The sequence below is a fragment of the Bacillus sp. cl96 genome, from assembly GCF_900100505.1.
GTDB classification, from domain to species: domain Bacteria; phylum Bacillota; class Bacilli; order Bacillales; family Bacillaceae_G; genus Bacillus_A; species Bacillus_A cereus.
The window spans coordinates 302,804-318,362 of the sequence record NZ_FNDM01000004.1; the positions used below are offsets into that span (position 1 = coordinate 302,804).

Sequence of the window (15,559 nt, forward strand, 5' to 3'; positions counted from 1 at the left end):
ATTCTATCCTCGCCTTTTATAAGAATGATTCACAAAATGATAATAATTAAGACTAAAAAACATCGTCTTCCTGAATAGTTTCCATAATAAATTCTTTTAAACTCGGAGATATTTCTTCCATTTCGTCATCCGCGTGATACCAAATATATATTTTATCATCCATTTTTCCATTATTTATTTTAAAGCACAATTTATCCCCTGAACCATCGTCACCAATTATGATAAGATTTTCTGGTATAGACTCATCTCTCATGTCAATATTTTGTCTAACAATATCATCCCAAGTTTTCGTTACATTTCTATTATCTTTTAATCGGATATAGTATCCATTCCCCTATTTCAGCATTATTAACTAATTTAATAAGATCCCTATATTGATTTTGGAAAGCAGCACCTAGCTTTTCTGCCGTTTCTTTTATTTGCAACTCCAATACACCTTGTTTCTTTGTTTCAATATATTCTCTTACTTCTTTCATGAAATACACCTATCCTTTGAACTTAATTACACTATTATGAGTGAAAGTGTTTAGTAAACGATTTGATCCGATGTATATATTTCATTATACGTTAACCCTTCGTTTTCAACATACTATTCTTCTCTACTTCTCAATAACCTTCTGTTCTACTTCCTTACCTCATTCTTAATAGTTTTTCTAAACATGAGACAATTTTTATGTTTTATTACAGGTTTATTAATAAGTCATTTAAAAATCCTATTATCCTTCTACTAAAAAAATAAAAGCCAGCCTCAATAAAGAGAACTGACTTCTATTTGGATAATTATTGTTATTATAAAATTTTCACTTTAACAGTTTGTCTTCCCCAATTCATAGCTTTACTTTTTGAACCCATTAAAACATCAATACGATTACCTTTAATTGCACTTCCAGTATCACCAGCGATCGCTTCTCCATAGCCTTCTACCCATACTTTAGATCCTAATGGGATTACTTTCGGGTCAACTGCGATAATTCTCATATTCGGATTTGCCGTTAAATCATGCCCCATCGCAGTTAAAACGCGTCCACCATATGTACCATTTTCACTTGGATCAGCAGTATACGCTGTCGCTACTACCGTTAATTCACGTTTAGCAGACTGTATGTTGTTTTTAGATGCTTCTTTCGCTCTCTCTTCTTCTTTAGCCTTTGCTATTTCTCTTGCTTTCTCTTCTTCTTTAGCTTTTGCTATTTCTCTTGTTTTCTCTTCTTCTTTAGCTTTTGCTATTTCTCTTGCTTTCTCTTCTTCTTTAGCTTTTGCTATTTCTCTTGTTTTCTCTTCTTCTTTAGCTTTTGCTATTTCTCTTGCTTTCTCTTCTTCTTTAGCTTTTGCTATTTCTCTTGTTTTCTCTTCTTCTTTAGCTTTTGCTATTTCTCTTGCTTTCTCTTCTTCTTTAGCTTTTACTATTTCTCTTGCTTTCTCTTCTTCTTTAGCTTTTGCTATTTCTTGCGCTTTCTCTTCTTCTTTAGCTTTTGCTATTTCTTGCGCTTTCTCTTCTTCTTTAGCTTTTGCTATTTCTTGCGCTTTTTCTTCTTCTTTAGCCTTTGCTATTTCTTGCACTTTCTCTTCTTCTTTAACTTTTACTTCTTCTTTGATTTTTGCCTCTTCTTTAGGCTTTACTATTTCTTGCGCTTTTTCTTCTTCTTTAACTTTTACTTCTTCTTTGACTTTTGCCTCTTCTTTAGGTTTTACTATTTCTTGCGCTTTCCCTTCTTCTTTAGGTTTTACTATTTCTTGCGCTTTCCCTTCTTCTTTAACTTTTACTACTTTTGCCTCTTCTTTAGGCTTTACTATTTCTTGTGCTTTCGTTGTTTCTTTCGCTTTTGCTACTTTCTGCGTCTTTACTTCTTTCTTTTCTTTAACTGATTTTTGTACTTTCGCTACTTGCTTCGTTTTCTCTTCAGTTTTCTTTTCAGTTGGTGCTGTACTTGATAGGAAAGAAACGTTTGCATAAGCAGTTTTTCCTTTATACTCAAATTGCAACCATCCGTCTTTTACTTGATGCGTTGATTCAATTACATCATCTTTTTTTAGTCTGCCAAGAATTTCTGAATCTGTGTTTGCTTCAGTACGTACATTTAACAAATTCGCCGTTACATGATATACATCTTTTGTAAACTCCGAACTTACAAACACTTCTTTACCATTCAACTCAATTTTTGACCAGCCATCTTCGGTATTTATGACTTTTAACTCTTGCCCATTCTTTACTTTTTCGACCACTTTTGATTCTGTAGTCGGTTTTTCACGTACGTTAAGTACATCTGCTGTTACGATTGTTTCTGCGGTAGCAGTTGTGGTAAACGCTCCTAATCCAAAAACAGTTGCTGTTGCTGCGCCAATTACTTTTTTCATATTAGCCTCCATTAAATTTTTTTGAATTTTATCAAATGCCTCCGTAAAATTGTATAATTTTACATAATATCAAAACATTTGCAACAGTATATTAATATTGTTTAATATACTGTTATTAAAACTCCTTACTCCAATACTATCAAATTCTCATTTCTAATTCTATATATTATAAATCTCCTTATCTTTTATAAAAGCTCCATGCCCTTCTTCACACTAAATAGTTGTGGCAATTCCCGCCAAAAATAAACTTACGATTGCTAAAATTTGAGTAGCGACAATAGCCCCTCTTAAATGAAACTTATAATCTTTATATCCTTTCATACCTTCCGTACTAGGAATCACAACAAACCTTGGAGTAATCCAGCAAAAAATTAGCCAATCAATTATAAGTAAATCTACTAAATTGAAAATCATTAAAATACCAAAAGTGTGTAAATAGGCATCCATATACATTAACTTTTCATGCTTATGTAGTATATATGTAGAAATGAAAGGAGTACCGAAAAGAATAGTATTATATACAATATTAAAATAAATGGTTTGCTTTTTTTCATGAATCGATTTTGGAAAAACTACTTTTTGAATATCTTTCGGATAATCAGTTAACGAAAGTCGAGGATTATAATATAAGGACCCTAAAATCATTACGGATAGTACAATAGACATGATGACACCAACGTACATCATTTGCTCAAATTGATTCATATGCTTCATTCACCCTTTTCTGTAATTACTATGATGGTCATTCACTTAATTACATATTGTATGTACGTACATAATCAAAAATTAACAACTAGCTTTAATAGCGAAGCAAAATTGTTGCAATGCAAATGCAAATTTAATACAGTGGAAGCCTAATTGATACAGATAGGATTGGTGAAACCTATGAAAATTGAACATATTGCAATTTGGGTAAATGACTTAGAATGTATGCGTGATTTTTATATGAAATACTTTAATGGTAAAGCAAACTCTTTATATCATAATAAAACGAAACAATTTGAATCTTATTTTATTACGTTCGAATCTGGAGCAAGACTTGAACTTATGCGTAAAAAAGGGATTGAAAATAAGCCTAATTTAAACATAACTGGCTATGCTCATATGGCTTTTTCTGTCGGTAGTGAAGAACGTGTGAATGAACTGACAAAGGTGATAAAAGATGCTGGTTATCCTTTATTAAATGGACCACGTTTTACTGGAGATGGCTATTATGAAAGTGTAATAGGCGATCCAGAAGGCAATCAAATAGAAATTACGATTTAACTTACCCTTTTCCACCACCTCCGTATTTTTCCACGGATTAGGCGGTGCTGTTGCTGAGGTGCCAAATGAGGCAACTGCTTACTTTTACCGAAAAGCACTATCAAACATGTCAATATTCGCTACTTGGGAGCAACCAGAAGGTGCCGCTGGAAGTATTCGATGGGTTGAAGACTTCCGCTTAGCGATGCTTCCATTTACAAAAGGTGTCTACGTTAATACGCCTGATCTATCCATTAAAAATTGGCCAGATGCATACTTCAGTTGCAACTTTGACCGATTAATGAAAGTAAAAGCGAAATATGATCCGAAAAATGTCTTTAACTTTCCGCAAAGTATTCCGCTTTTTTAAACTATATACTCCACCTAATCTATCTAAATGCAAAACATCCATTTTAAAAAATGGATGTTTTGTAAAAGTAAGTTTACATAATATAATTATCAATCACTTATACCGAATAACTATTCAATCACCGAAAGTAAAACTTTCTCAAGCTCTTTTTTGGATAACATACTTTCGTTTATATAGCCATTCTTTTAATTGTACTTCATCCAAAGTTTCATTCCCCTCTCGTGATCTTTCACACTATATTCGCTCGTTTTTCACAAAAGGTTCATTTTACATGAAAATTTATTTATTACAATAAAAATATAAGGTATATTTTTATGAAAAGGAGGAATTCAATAATGAATACAGAGGATAAAATTCACGCTGAAAAAGTGTTAAAAAATCTATTCATCGGATCCCAAGTTGATGGATTACAATTTGGTATTTCTCCAGGCGCTATAAAGATTCATTTCACAAACTTTCACGACTCAGTTGATTATGACGGACAATTATATATCAATATCGAATCCAAATGGTGTTTATTTAATAAACCTCAAAAAAGCTACCCATTAAATGAAGATGAATTTGAAGTTTATTCTGAGAAAGAAGAATATGAAAGAATATGTAAGATAAGAAGACAAAAAGTTACCGATATACAACTTGGCTTAGAAAGCCCTCATTTAATTATTACATTAGAGAGTGGACAAATTATTTTTTTAAATGGTTTTCATGATTATTATGAATGTTGGCAAGCTGGTGTCCTATGTGAGCAATGGCTTGTAGTCGCTGCACCTGGGAATGAAATCGCCACTTGGGCTCCCGATGAGTTTACCGATAAGTAAACTGTCTTCACGAAGAAGAAACGAAGATATTTTATGAAGTACTATACTAATGAACTACATAATCATTTCTATTACACGTAAACAAAATGACGATTTTACTTTAATAGAACTCACTTTATTAAAGTTGAAAGGATGATAATGATGGCATGTGTCCATGATTTTGGAATAATTGACGATTTTACTTCTCAAAAAAATTACGAAGATTATACACCAGAGAAATATCATTGTATATCTGTTGATGATGATATTATCAGTAGTTTAAATCAAAATTTATCAATTATGAAAACCTACTTCCATACAGTCAAAAATCAGAAATACGGTTTAGCTTATTGTGGTATTACAATTATCCCGCCTGAATCATTAGCAATTTGCTATGAAACAGTTACATCCTCAAAGTTCTTCAGAAAATCTGATGAGCTGAATGAGTTAGCTTCAAAAATTGTACAAGCTGCAGTAGAACAGAAGTACATGATCCATTATGGGGTTTAAATGTAATTCAAAAAATGCTTAGGATTTCTCCGAAGCATTTTTTGTATGTTACTAATACATTTATTCCTTAACCATTTAGTCAATGCTTGAGCCTATGGACCCATCTTTTACAAGTGAGGGCGCCCCTATTAATCTAAATAAGCGTCTCATTTCCAATCTTCCAGCTAAACCATCTCCCGTGCCCTTCTGTTTCTCCAACCGTTTCACGATATTCGTTTCCGTTAATATAATAATCAATATGAAGGTCACGATCCCACATGTTGTTATACAGGTGGAATACATCACGTTTTGCGCCAATTTCTTGTATTTGTTTTTCTAACTTATGTTTTACTTGTTCTGGTATTTGATTTGCAACATGTGTATGGAAAATACAAATAACAGCTTCTTCACTTATTTGTTCAATAATAGATGATAATAGCTCTACACCGTCTCCTTCTATTAATTGGACAGATTCATTTTTCACTAAAGATGCAGCTTGATCAAACATCTCAAGCCTTTCTTTATGTTCTGGCCAAATTAAAGCACGTAACCATAAATAATCTTCCTTATTATGTAAATCATTCACATGTAAGTCCAGTCCAATTCTTTCTACGACAGATGGGCTTTCTTTTAGAAAATGCGGCACATTCGTCCCTCTTATTTCAGAAGTTACATGCACATTTGAATTTATATTTCCGTACATTTCATCCGTCCCGTACGAATAACTATATTGGTCCCAGAACAGTTGCAACCCAGAACTTGTCCCAATTTCAATTAACGCTAACGGCTTCTTCACTTTGTTAAATATGTAGCAGAAACTTGGGTATAAGTATGCGCACCGTCTTACTTCATTTGTTTGAACGAGTTTCGTTTGTAACAAAGTAATGATTTCTTCTCGGTACTCTTTACAGAAATCTTTAAAATGATTAAAAGCTTTATCTAAATTTGTATCAGCATTTTCAACTAAACTACTATAATACGTTTTTAAATGATGTTCTTTCCCTGCTAGCAATAAATAATGTACTGCACCTAATAGTAAGTTTGGGACTGGTTGACCTACCTGAGCATAGGACGATAGTGTAAGTACTTCCTCATCTTCAGCAATTTTCATTGATAAATATTCATATAAATCACTTGACCCTTTACATTCCTTTATTGAAAAGTTTCGAAATAAGTTTGAAATTTGTTCTTTTGTACACATTAGAGTCCCTCCTTTTTATTTTTCAGAATAATCTTACCATTGCAGAAAGAATAATTCCATAAAAAGGTACTCGATTTAGTCCCTTAAGGATACGTAAGCTTTTTCGAGATAATTTCAAACTGTAATTTTTTTCTATTTATCACCTTAAAAGAGCTTGTTAAATAAGATTTTTAGCGAATAAAACGTTAAATAGTTTAAAATTATCAGATAACACTAGATATTTTAGTCTATTAATTATTATAATAGAGTATGAGATGGTTATATAATTGAGACAAAAAAGGTATACACCTAGGTGGGGCCTAGGCGGTGTTTCTCTTTTACGGCTTAGACATAGAAAACACCTACACTTTTTTGCCAATATAGGGGATGGAGAGATTATCATGAGCAACATGCAGCAAAAAACAGACGTTATCTTAATTGGTGCAGGAATTATGAGTGCAACGTTAGGCTCATTACTAAAAGAATTAGCACCAGAATGGGAAATTAAAGTTTTTGAAAAACTCGCAAGTGCCGGGGAAGAAAGCTCTAACGAATGGAATAATGCAGGTACAGGGCATTCTGCGCTATGCGAACTGAACTATACTTCCGAAAAAGCTGACGGATCTATAGATATTAGTAAGGCTGTAAAAGTGAATGAGCAATTCCAGCTTTCAAGACAATTTTGGGCATATCTTGTAAAGAGCAAATTAATTCGTAATCCACAAGATTTTATTATGCCACTACCTCATATGAGTTTAGTACAAGGGGAAAAAAATGTTGAGTTTCTAAAAAACCGTTTTGAAGCGCTTTCAAAAAATCCACTGTTTCAAGGAATGGAATTTTCTGATGCTCCTGAAACATTAAAAAAATGGCTTCCACTCATTATGGAAGGCCGCACATCTAATGAACCGATGGCGGCAACGAAGATTGACTCTGGAACAGACGTTAACTTCGGTGCATTAACACGTATGTTGTTTGATTACTTAAAAACAAAAAATGTCGAGCTAAACTACAAGCATAGTGTCGAAAATATTAAGCGCACGAAAAATGGTTTGTGGGAAGTAAAAGTACACGATATGAATAGTGGTAAAATTGAGCATCATACTGCTAAATTCGTCTTTATTGGCGGCGGTGGCGGTAGCCTACCTCTACTTCAAAAGACTGGTATCCCTGAATCAAAACATATCGGTGGATTCCCGGTAAGTGGACTATTTATGGTATGTAAAAACCAAAAAGTTGTAGAGCAACATCATGCGAAAGTGTACGGTAAAGCTAAGGTTGGTGCTCCGCCAATGTCTGTACCTCATCTAGATACGCGATATATAGACAATAAAAAAGCTTTACTGTTTGGACCATTCGCAGGCTTCTCACCTAAATTCTTAAAAACAGGTTCAAATCTTGACTTAATCGGTTCTGTAAAACCGAATAACGTCTTAACGATGTTAGCCGCTGGTGTAAAAGAAATGGGACTTACAAAATACTTAATTCAGCAAGTTATGTTATCACATGAAAAACGTATGGAAGAATTACGCGAATTCATTCCGAACGCGAAAAGTGAAGATTGGGATATTGTAGTTGCTGGGCAACGTGTACAAGTAATTAAAGATACTGATGCTGGTGGTAAAGGGACACTTCAATTTGGTACAGAAGTAGTAAGTGCAGCTGACGGCTCAATCGCCGCATTACTAGGCGCATCACCAGGTGCTTCTACTGCTGTTCACGTCATGCTTGAAGTATTAGAAAAATGTTTCCCAAGCCGCATGGTAGAATGGGAAGAAAAAATAAAAGAAATGATTCCTTCATATGGCATTTCACTAACTGAAAATCCAAGATTGTTCCAAGATCTTCACACTTCTACTGGTCGTACACTTGGATTAAACGAAAAAGAAACTGTTCATAATTAATGAAGAAATAAAAAAACGTCCGATATATTCGGACGTTTTTTTGTCTACTAAAAATTATACTTATCAATATTATCTTTCGTAAATACAACTCGTTCTGGTAATACGATAATTCCATTCCCTTCTGCCTCATAATCATATCCTTGAATGGAGTTTGGCTCTACCTTCACTTTTCCAATTCCTTTTACTTCGAAGCTATCCCCTACTTTTAACTTCTTCCCTTTTACAACAATTTCATTTGCTACATACGTTGCGAGAGCACCTTGTTGTTTTACATCCCATAAACCAAATTGTGCTACTGTTCCTCGTTTTACGTAATCACGCATAACGTTTGGTGTAGAGAAGCCAGTTACGACAACCTTTTTATCCATTTTTAAATTTTCAGCTGCTTGTGCCATTGCCGGAAGTGCCGTTGCATCTGGACAAATGACTGCATTAATATCAGGATACGTTTTTAAAATATTCTCTCCTACTGACAAAGACTTTTGCGCATTATTTTCACCGTACTGCGTCGTTACAATTTCCCAGTTCGGATATTTCTTTTTAATAATTTCTTTCGCTTTCGTTACCCATTGGTTTTGATCCGTTACTGTCGGGCTAGAATAAAAGAAGGCTACTTTTCCTTTATCTCCAATTTGCTTTGAAGTCATTTCTATTAATAAATTAGCAAGTTGGTCTGGTGTTCCTTGGCTGATATAAAAGGAACGGTCTTTCGGATTCACATCAGAATCCCATGTTAACACCGTCATCCCTTTTTTCTTAGCACGTTGCAGTGATTGCGATAACCCATCCACTGACGTAGATGAAACCATAATCGCATCATAGTTTTGATTAATGAAATTGTTTATATATTTAACTTGCCCTGAAACACTCGCTTCAGACGGTCCATCATACTTCACTTGCACGCCTAACTTATCTCCCATCTCTTTTGCCCCTTCACCACCCGATGTGAAGAAACCAACTCCTGTTAATTTCGGAATAAATGCAAATTTCACATCATCAACCTTTTTCTTATCTGCCGTTTGGCTAGAACACGCAATTAAACCGATTAAACAAATACATACAATCAATACAATCCCCAGTTTTCTCTTCATGACATTTCCCCCTTATGCAAATTCTTTCTTTTCTCCGCTAAGAATTGATGTAATTTGAAATGTCTCATAATAACTGAAAGAATAAGGATAATACCTATTACTACATTGGATTGTTCATTTGTTAAACCCGTCATTTGCAAGCCATACTGCATGAGCCCAATAAAAATACTCGCTAGTACAGTACCAATAATACTTCCTTTTCCCCCCGTAATAAGTGTCCCGCCTAATACGACTGCTGTAATGATTGGTAAAATTGTTTCACTTCCCATATCAGCACGTGCGGAACCGAAGTAGGCAGTTAAGAAAGCGCCTCCTAATCCACCTCCTAACCCTGAAAGTATGTAAGCAATAATGACTACTTTTTTCGTTTTAATCCCGGTGTATTTTGCTGTATTTTCGTTCGCACCTGTTAATTTTACATGGCGCCCGTATATAGTTCGGTGAAATAATACAGTACATAAAACTGTTAATACGATCAGTAGCCATAATAAATTCGGTATTCCTATAAAACTACCGTTTGCCAGTTGTACAAATGTGTCAGGTAAACCGCTTATTCCTTCGTACCCAGAAGCACCTGCCCCTCCTGAAATGACGAGGGCAATTCCCCCGTATAAAAACATCGTTCCGAGTGTAACGACGAGTGGTTCTACATCCGTCATTTTTATAATGAGTCCGTTTAAAGCGCCTGCTAAACAACTAATTATTAGGGCGATTATAACAGCAAACAAAATAGGTATTCCGTTCATCCAAAGTACACCGATTAAGATTGAAGTGAGCCCCATTATTGAGCCGATCGATACATCAATTCCTCCTGTTACTATAACAAAAGTCATTGGTATCGCCGCAATTGCGATAAATAGAAAATCATTTGTACTAAAAAGGAGATTACTAATATTTAAGAAATCACTATTTATTAAACTAAAAAGGATGAATTCTACAAGAAGTAATACAATTAGAACCCCTTCCCATCTATATACATACTTCATAGATTCATCCTCCTTTCTGCCTTCCACTTTTTCATAACACTATCTAATATGATGATAAGTAATAATAAAAAACCTGAAATAGCATTATTCCAAAATGCTGGTATTTTTAAAAAGACGAGTGAGCTACTTATTGTTTCTAAAAATAACGCTCCTAATGCAGCTCCAAATAAAGATCCTGTTCCTCCTTTTAAATGAATTCCTCCTAGTACAGCGGCTGCGATTACTTGTAATTCTAATCCTGTACCTGTTTGATTTGGCACGAAACCGATATTCATAACAAATATGCAACCAGCGAGCGCAGCGCTTATCCCTGAAATCATAAACGCATATATCTTCACTTTATTTACAGGTATACCAATAAGCCTCGCGCCATCTTCATTATCACCTACCGCATAAAAGTATCTTCCCAATGGCACTTTTCTTAAAAAGAAGTATAGTAGTAGTAAAATAATAAGAACGAACCATACAGTTATAGGTAAACCAAGAATGATGATAGATGACAGCTGCTTAAAATCGTTTGGAATATCTTCAATCCACTTCCCGCCTGTGAAAATTAACATTGTACCTCTAATAATTCCTAACATGCCTAATGTCATAATAATGGCTGGTACCCGAAACTTCGCAACTCCAATACCATTTACGAAACCGATAATGGCTCCAAGTATAATAGCTACAAATATCGACAAGAATGCACTATACCCATTCGTTAACATCATTCCGCAAACTGCTGCACTTAGCCCCATGCTTGAACCAACTGATACATCTATATTTTTCGTAAATAAGACGAACGATTGACCGATTGCTAGCACGACTAAAATAACGCTTGATTTCATCAGTAAAGATAACGAGTTAAATTGAATAAAACTAGGGTTTATCATTCCTACAATAGCTATATAAATTAGTAGTAACAGTATGATAGACGTTTCATGCATTTTTAACATATGTTTCATTCCGCTACACCTCCGTATGCAAGGCGTGTAACTTCATTCACACTCAGTTGTTCTTTTTCCATATGAGAAACAAATCGCCCATTTCTCATTACATATACACGGTTTACTAATTGGACAATTTCTTCAACATCTGAAGAGATTAATAAAATTGCGAGTCCTTCCCTTTTCATTTTTTTTATCGTCTCATACACTTCAAGCCTTGCTTTCGCATCAATTCCGCGAGTCGGCTCATCAAGAATAATAATTTTAGGATTACATGCAAGATACTTCGCAAGCACGACCTTCTGCTGATTACCTCCTGATAAAGATGCCAGTTCTTTATTCATATTCTGTACAACAATTCGGAACTGTTCTATAAACGAATTAACTAAAGCGCTTTCTTTTTCTTGATTTATAAAAAAGCGATTATTTTGATATAAACTTGCTGCTGCAATATTTTCTTTAACAGAAGCAATTGAGAAAATTCCATTCCTCGCCCTATCCTCTGGTACATAAACTAGTCCTTCGTCTAGCCTTTTATGCAAAGAACACGTATCAATTGATTTTCCACCCAATAAGATAGACCCTGATTTTATAGTTTTCAATCCAAATATCGCTTCTGCTAATTCCGTTCTGCCAGATCCTATAATGCCAGCAACACCTACAACCTCACCCGCATGTACAGTGAATGATATATTTTCGAATGCGTGACCATTTATATCAACCACTTCTAATATTTTTTTCGTCTTTGCTGTCTCTTGAACTACTTCTATTTTCTCTTTCTGTTTATATCCTTTTGGCAATAGTCCCTCCATCAGCATGTCATATGTATAGTCACATACATTACCTTGGCTTACAATCATTCCATCACGTAGTATTGCTACTTTGTTGGCAATTTCAAAGATTTCTGGAAAACGATGCGTAATATAAATCATCCCAATTCCTTTTTCTTGTAAACTTTTCATCAACACAAAAAGACTCTTAATTTCGTGTGTTGTTAATGTCGATGTTGGCTCATCTAGAATAAGAATCTCAGCTTCTCTTATTAATCCTCTAACGATTTCTACTAACTGTTGTTGCGCAATCGATAATGTTCCTCCTAGTTTATTAAGGTCAATATCCCATCCTAAGCTGCTAATCAATTGCTGAATCTGTACTTTTAGTTTCTTTTTCTTTTCTTTTAACCCGATACATATATTTTCTTCAATAGTCATATGCGGAAAAATGAGTGGTTCTTGCGGTATTAAATAAATACCTTTTCGGTGTGCTTCTGATGGATTTGAAAACTGTTGCTTCCTTCCTTTTACATACATCTCTCCATCATCATACGAATATAACCCCGTTAATATTTTCATTAATGTTGATTTCCCGGCGCCATTTCCCCCCACTAAAGCGTATATATCTCCGCGCTCTACTTGTAAGTTCACTTCTTTTAATACAAGTTGATTTAAAAACGCCTTACTCATTTTCTTTACTTGTAATAAAGGTACGTTCTCCACATGATGTCACCTGCCTTTATCCAGAACATTTTTTGAGAAAATGATTATTTGTTCTACTTGTTTTGTAGCATTGTATATTCCTTTTTTTATATCTAGAACACTTTTTTCTACGTACTATTAATCGTTTCAACTGGAATAAACAAAATATATGGTACATATGTTTAAGCTGTGGTCAATTGTTGAAAGGGATGAAGAGTATGACTCAGCTGAACTTTGAAGAAAATTTATTAACTAAAGTAGCTTGGTACTATTATAAAGACCAATTAACACAACAGGAGATCGCGTCACTTCTTCATATTTCAAGAAATAAAGTCGTCCGGTTATTAGATAAAGCGCGGAGTGAAGGTATCGTTACATTTCACGTAAAAGGGACTGGTTTGCACTGTTTAAGTATTGAGCGTGACCTAATGAAAAAATTCCACTTAAAAGATGCTTTTATTATCCCTACCCCAGTAAACAATTATCACGCTTCTCTCGGAAAAGCTGCTGCACAATATTTAGAAACTCATCTCCAGCAAGGCGATTTACTCGGTATTGGCTGGGGAGAAACAATTAGCAAAATGCTAGAAAACATTCATTTTGAAAGTTCTATCAACCTTTCAATCGTAACGCTCACAGGCGGGGTAAATCACTATCTCCCGAGAAAACAAAACTATTTACACTACATGCAAGGCGAACTTCACATTATCCCTACGCCGTTTCTAGCGTCTACAACCGAAATGGCACAAAGTATTCTATCAGAACCGAGTGTAAAAGATATGCTTCAAGTCGCTTCACTTGCTCATACGGCTGTTGTCGGTATTGGGGGATTATCTCAAGACGCTACGATTGTAAAAGAAGAAAAATTAACACTACGTGAGATGACATATATTCGTAGTCAAAACGGTGCTGGCGATATTTTAGGACAGTTTTATAATACAAATGGCGATTTATTAGAACTCTCGCATCACAATCGTCTAATTGGCACGCCCCTCTCTATTTTGCGCAATATGAAGCATGTCGTCGGTGTTGCTGGAGGTACTGAAAAGATAGATGCAATTTATGGTGCCTTAAAAGGAAAGTTTATTCATTCATTAATTACCGATGAGGAAACTGCCCTCTCCTTATTACGAAAGGATGGTGATTGTTAATGTCCCATTTATTAGCTTTCGATGCTGGTACAGGGAGCATTCGAGCAGTTCTTTTTGATTTACATGGTAATCAAATTGCAGTAAGTCAAAAAGAATGGATTCACAAATCTGACCTTCGTTATCCAGGCTCTATGAACTTTGATGTAGTAGAAAATTGGAAGCTAGTACAAGAATGTACGAAAGAGGTGCTTCAAAAAAACAACACTCCTGCCTCTTCTATTCTTGCTATTAGCGCTACAAGTATGCGAGAAGGATTTGTTTTATATGATCAAGATGGGCAAGAAATATGGGCGTGTGCAAATGTTGATGGGCGCGCATCCGTCGAAGTTAGTGAATTAAAAGAAATTCGGTCACATCTTGAAAAAGATTTATATACAAAGTCTGGTCAAACTTTTTCATTAGGTGCTTTACCACGCCTACTCTGGATAAAAAAACATGAACCCGACGTCTATAATACTATTCACTCTTTTACAATGTTAAACGATTGGATTTTATATAAACTAAGCGGCGTACTACAAATTGATCCCTCAAACGGATGCACGTCAGGTATTTTTGACTTACAAAATAGAGTGTGGGATAACGATGTCGCTAAGGAGTGCGGTCTATCTTTGCCATTTTCACCAACAGTAAATGAAGCTGGTACAGTAATTGGCAACGTTACAAAAGAGTGTGCAGCATTAACTGGATTACGTGAAGGGATTCCTGTCGTCGCCGGGGGTGGAGATGCTCAAATGGCATCGCTCGGAACAGGAATCGTGAAACCGAATCAAACGTTAATATGCGGGGGTAGCTTTTGGCAACAAGAAGTGAATGTTACTGAGCCAATAACAGATCCACATGCTGCGATTCGAGTAAATTGTCACGTCGTTCCGAACCTATGGCAATATGAAACAATCGCCTTTTTCCCAGGTCTCGTTATGCGCTGGTTTCGAGACGCTTTTTGCCAAGAAGAAAAGAAACTTGCTGATAAACTTGGTGTAGATGCTTATGAATTACTAGAAGAACAAGCGAAAGACGTACCTGTCGGTTCACATGGCATTATCCCTACTTTTTCAAACGTTATGAACTACATTTCTTGGCGTCATGCCGCACCTTCATTCTTAAATTTAAGTTTAGACGCTGACAAATGCGGAAAAAAAGAACTGTTTCGTGCTATTGAAGAAAATGCAGCCTTCATTACACTTGGAAACTTAAAATTAATAAAAAATCTAACTGGCACATTCCCTTCTGAAGTTATTTTTGCTGGCGGTGCCGCTAAAGGAAAACTATGGCCACAAATTCTATCAGACGTACTCGGTATTCCTGTAAAAGTACCTGTTGTGAAAGAAGCAGCTGCTTTAGGAACTGCGATTGCTGCTGGAGTTGGTGCTGGCATATATTCATCTATGGAAGAAACTGCCGAAGAGTTTGTACAGTGGGAGCAAACATTCGAACCAGTTACTGAAAATCACGAACTATATAAAGAGTTCTATGAAACATGGAAAACTGTATATGACAGTCAGCTCGCTTTAGCTGATAAAGGGCTCACCTCACATATGTGGATTGCGCCTGGTGCACTGTAACACATTACATAAAGGAGTGAAC

Annotated in this window: 14 protein-coding genes and 1 pseudogene; 7 read left to right on the plus strand and 8 right to left on the minus strand. The window is 35.3% G+C overall.

Annotation, left to right across the window (positions count from 1 at the left end):
* Positions 1-52: 52 nt before the first annotated feature.
* From BLT20_RS11835 to BLT20_RS11845, 3 genes and pseudogenes are all read right to left on the minus strand, one after another.
* Positions 53-476 (minus strand): annotated as a pseudogene (locus tag BLT20_RS11835) (SMI1/KNR4 family protein).
* 313 nt (positions 477-789) lie between these two features.
* Positions 790-2,355 carry a cell wall-binding protein EntB gene (gene entB / locus BLT20_RS11840; RefSeq protein ID WP_090869550.1) on the minus strand — a complete coding sequence of 522 codons (1,566 nt, stop codon included), beginning with the start codon at positions 2,353-2,355 and terminating at the stop codon, positions 790-792.
* Between the two features lie 213 nt (positions 2,356-2,568).
* Positions 2,569-3,060, minus strand: a complete 492-nt coding sequence (locus BLT20_RS11845; RefSeq protein WP_001071241.1) for a hypothetical protein — start codon at positions 3,058-3,060, stop codon at positions 2,569-2,571.
* 180 nt (positions 3,061-3,240) lie between these two features.
* Here BLT20_RS11845 and BLT20_RS11850 point away from each other — a divergent pair, with 180 nt between their 5' ends.
* From BLT20_RS11850 to BLT20_RS11865, 4 genes are all read left to right on the plus strand, one after another.
* On the plus strand, positions 3,241-3,621 hold the full coding sequence (locus tag BLT20_RS11850) for a VOC family protein (protein ID WP_000687534.1): 381 nt from the start codon (positions 3,241-3,243) through the stop codon (positions 3,619-3,621).
* Positions 3,622-3,679: 58 nt separating this feature from the next.
* Positions 3,680-3,970, plus strand: coding sequence for a BBE domain-containing protein (locus BLT20_RS30175; protein ID WP_002025969.1), 291 nt, complete (start codon positions 3,680-3,682; stop codon positions 3,968-3,970).
* 335 nt (positions 3,971-4,305) lie between these two features.
* The gene (locus BLT20_RS11860) at positions 4,306-4,788 is read left to right on the plus strand and encodes a hypothetical protein (protein WP_001090913.1); all 483 of its coding nucleotides are present in this window, start codon (positions 4,306-4,308) and stop codon (positions 4,786-4,788) included.
* A gap of 138 nt (positions 4,789-4,926) precedes the next feature.
* Positions 4,927-5,277: a hypothetical protein gene (locus BLT20_RS11865; RefSeq protein WP_002025970.1), complete on the plus strand. Its 351-nt coding sequence runs from the start codon at positions 4,927-4,929 to the stop codon at positions 5,275-5,277.
* 133 nt (positions 5,278-5,410) lie between these two features.
* Here BLT20_RS11865 and BLT20_RS11870 read toward each other — a convergent pair whose 3' ends face one another.
* Positions 5,411-6,457, minus strand: coding sequence for a DUF2332 domain-containing protein (locus tag BLT20_RS11870; RefSeq protein WP_000337441.1), 1,047 nt, complete (start codon positions 6,455-6,457; stop codon positions 5,411-5,413).
* Between the two features lie 380 nt (positions 6,458-6,837).
* On the opposite strand from BLT20_RS11870, the gene BLT20_RS11875 reads away from it, so the two are divergent.
* Positions 6,838-8,340, plus strand: a complete 1,503-nt coding sequence (locus BLT20_RS11875) for a malate:quinone oxidoreductase (protein ID WP_000069138.1) — start codon at positions 6,838-6,840, stop codon at positions 8,338-8,340.
* Positions 8,341-8,387: 47 nt separating this feature from the next.
* On the opposite strand, the gene lsrB is transcribed toward BLT20_RS11875, so the two are convergent.
* The 4 genes from lsrB to BLT20_RS11895 are packed head-to-tail and all read right to left on the minus strand — an operon-like array spanning position 8,388 to position 12,845.
* On the minus strand, positions 8,388-9,431 hold the full coding sequence (gene lsrB, locus BLT20_RS11880) for an autoinducer 2 ABC transporter substrate-binding protein LsrB (protein WP_000823660.1): 1,044 nt from the start codon (positions 9,429-9,431) through the stop codon (positions 8,388-8,390).
* Complete coding sequence (locus tag BLT20_RS11885; RefSeq protein WP_000878521.1) at positions 9,428-10,417, minus strand: ABC transporter permease; 990 nt, start codon at positions 10,415-10,417, stop codon at positions 9,428-9,430. Before BLT20_RS11885 ends, lsrB begins: the two co-directional genes overlap by 4 nt.
* Entirely contained in the window at positions 10,414-11,367 is a 954-nt protein-coding gene (locus BLT20_RS11890) for an ABC transporter permease subunit (RefSeq protein ID WP_000682144.1), read from the minus strand. The genes BLT20_RS11885 and BLT20_RS11890 overlap by 4 nt, the downstream gene beginning before the upstream one ends.
* Complete coding sequence (locus BLT20_RS11895) at positions 11,364-12,845, minus strand: sugar ABC transporter ATP-binding protein (protein WP_000432613.1); 1,482 nt, start codon at positions 12,843-12,845, stop codon at positions 11,364-11,366. The genes BLT20_RS11890 and BLT20_RS11895 overlap by 4 nt, the downstream gene beginning before the upstream one ends.
* A gap of 197 nt (positions 12,846-13,042) precedes the next feature.
* Here BLT20_RS11895 and BLT20_RS11900 point away from each other — a divergent pair, with 197 nt between their 5' ends.
* Positions 13,043-13,975 carry a sugar-binding transcriptional regulator gene (locus tag BLT20_RS11900; RefSeq protein ID WP_000192709.1) on the plus strand — a complete coding sequence of 311 codons (933 nt, stop codon included), beginning with the start codon at positions 13,043-13,045 and terminating at the stop codon, positions 13,973-13,975.
* The gene (gene lsrK, locus BLT20_RS11905) at positions 13,975-15,537 is read left to right on the plus strand and encodes an autoinducer-2 kinase (RefSeq protein WP_000018807.1); all 1,563 of its coding nucleotides are present in this window, start codon (positions 13,975-13,977) and stop codon (positions 15,535-15,537) included. The genes BLT20_RS11900 and lsrK overlap by 1 nt, the downstream gene beginning before the upstream one ends.
* Positions 15,538-15,559: the final 22 nt, after the last annotated feature.

Coding starts and splice junctions, on each gene's coding strand:
- BLT20_RS11860 (WP_001090913.1), top strand. CDS start 4,306: ATGAATACAGAGGATAAAATTCACGCTGAAAAAGTGTTAAAAAATCTA.
- entB (WP_090869550.1), bottom strand. CDS start 2,355: ATGAAAAAAGTAATTGGCGCAGCAACAGCAACTGTTTTTGGATTAGGA.
- BLT20_RS11850 (WP_000687534.1), top strand. CDS start 3,241: ATGAAAATTGAACATATTGCAATTTGGGTAAATGACTTAGAATGTATG.
- BLT20_RS11900 (WP_000192709.1), top strand. CDS start 13,043: ATGACTCAGCTGAACTTTGAAGAAAATTTATTAACTAAAGTAGCTTGG.
- lsrB (WP_000823660.1), bottom strand. CDS start 9,431: ATGAAGAGAAAACTGGGGATTGTATTGATTGTATGTATTTGTTTAATC.
- BLT20_RS11875 (WP_000069138.1), top strand. CDS start 6,838: ATGAGCAACATGCAGCAAAAAACAGACGTTATCTTAATTGGTGCAGGA.
- lsrK (WP_000018807.1), top strand. CDS start 13,975: ATGTCCCATTTATTAGCTTTCGATGCTGGTACAGGGAGCATTCGAGCA.
- BLT20_RS11845 (WP_001071241.1), bottom strand. CDS start 3,060: ATGAATCAATTTGAGCAAATGATGTACGTTGGTGTCATCATGTCTATT.
- BLT20_RS11865 (WP_002025970.1), top strand. CDS start 4,927: ATGATGGCATGTGTCCATGATTTTGGAATAATTGACGATTTTACTTCT.
- BLT20_RS11890 (WP_000682144.1), bottom strand. CDS start 11,367: ATGAAACATATGTTAAAAATGCATGAAACGTCTATCATACTGTTACTA.
- BLT20_RS11870 (WP_000337441.1), bottom strand. CDS start 6,457: ATGTGTACAAAAGAACAAATTTCAAACTTATTTCGAAACTTTTCAATA.
- BLT20_RS11885 (WP_000878521.1), bottom strand. CDS start 10,417: ATGAAGTATGTATATAGATGGGAAGGGGTTCTAATTGTATTACTTCTT.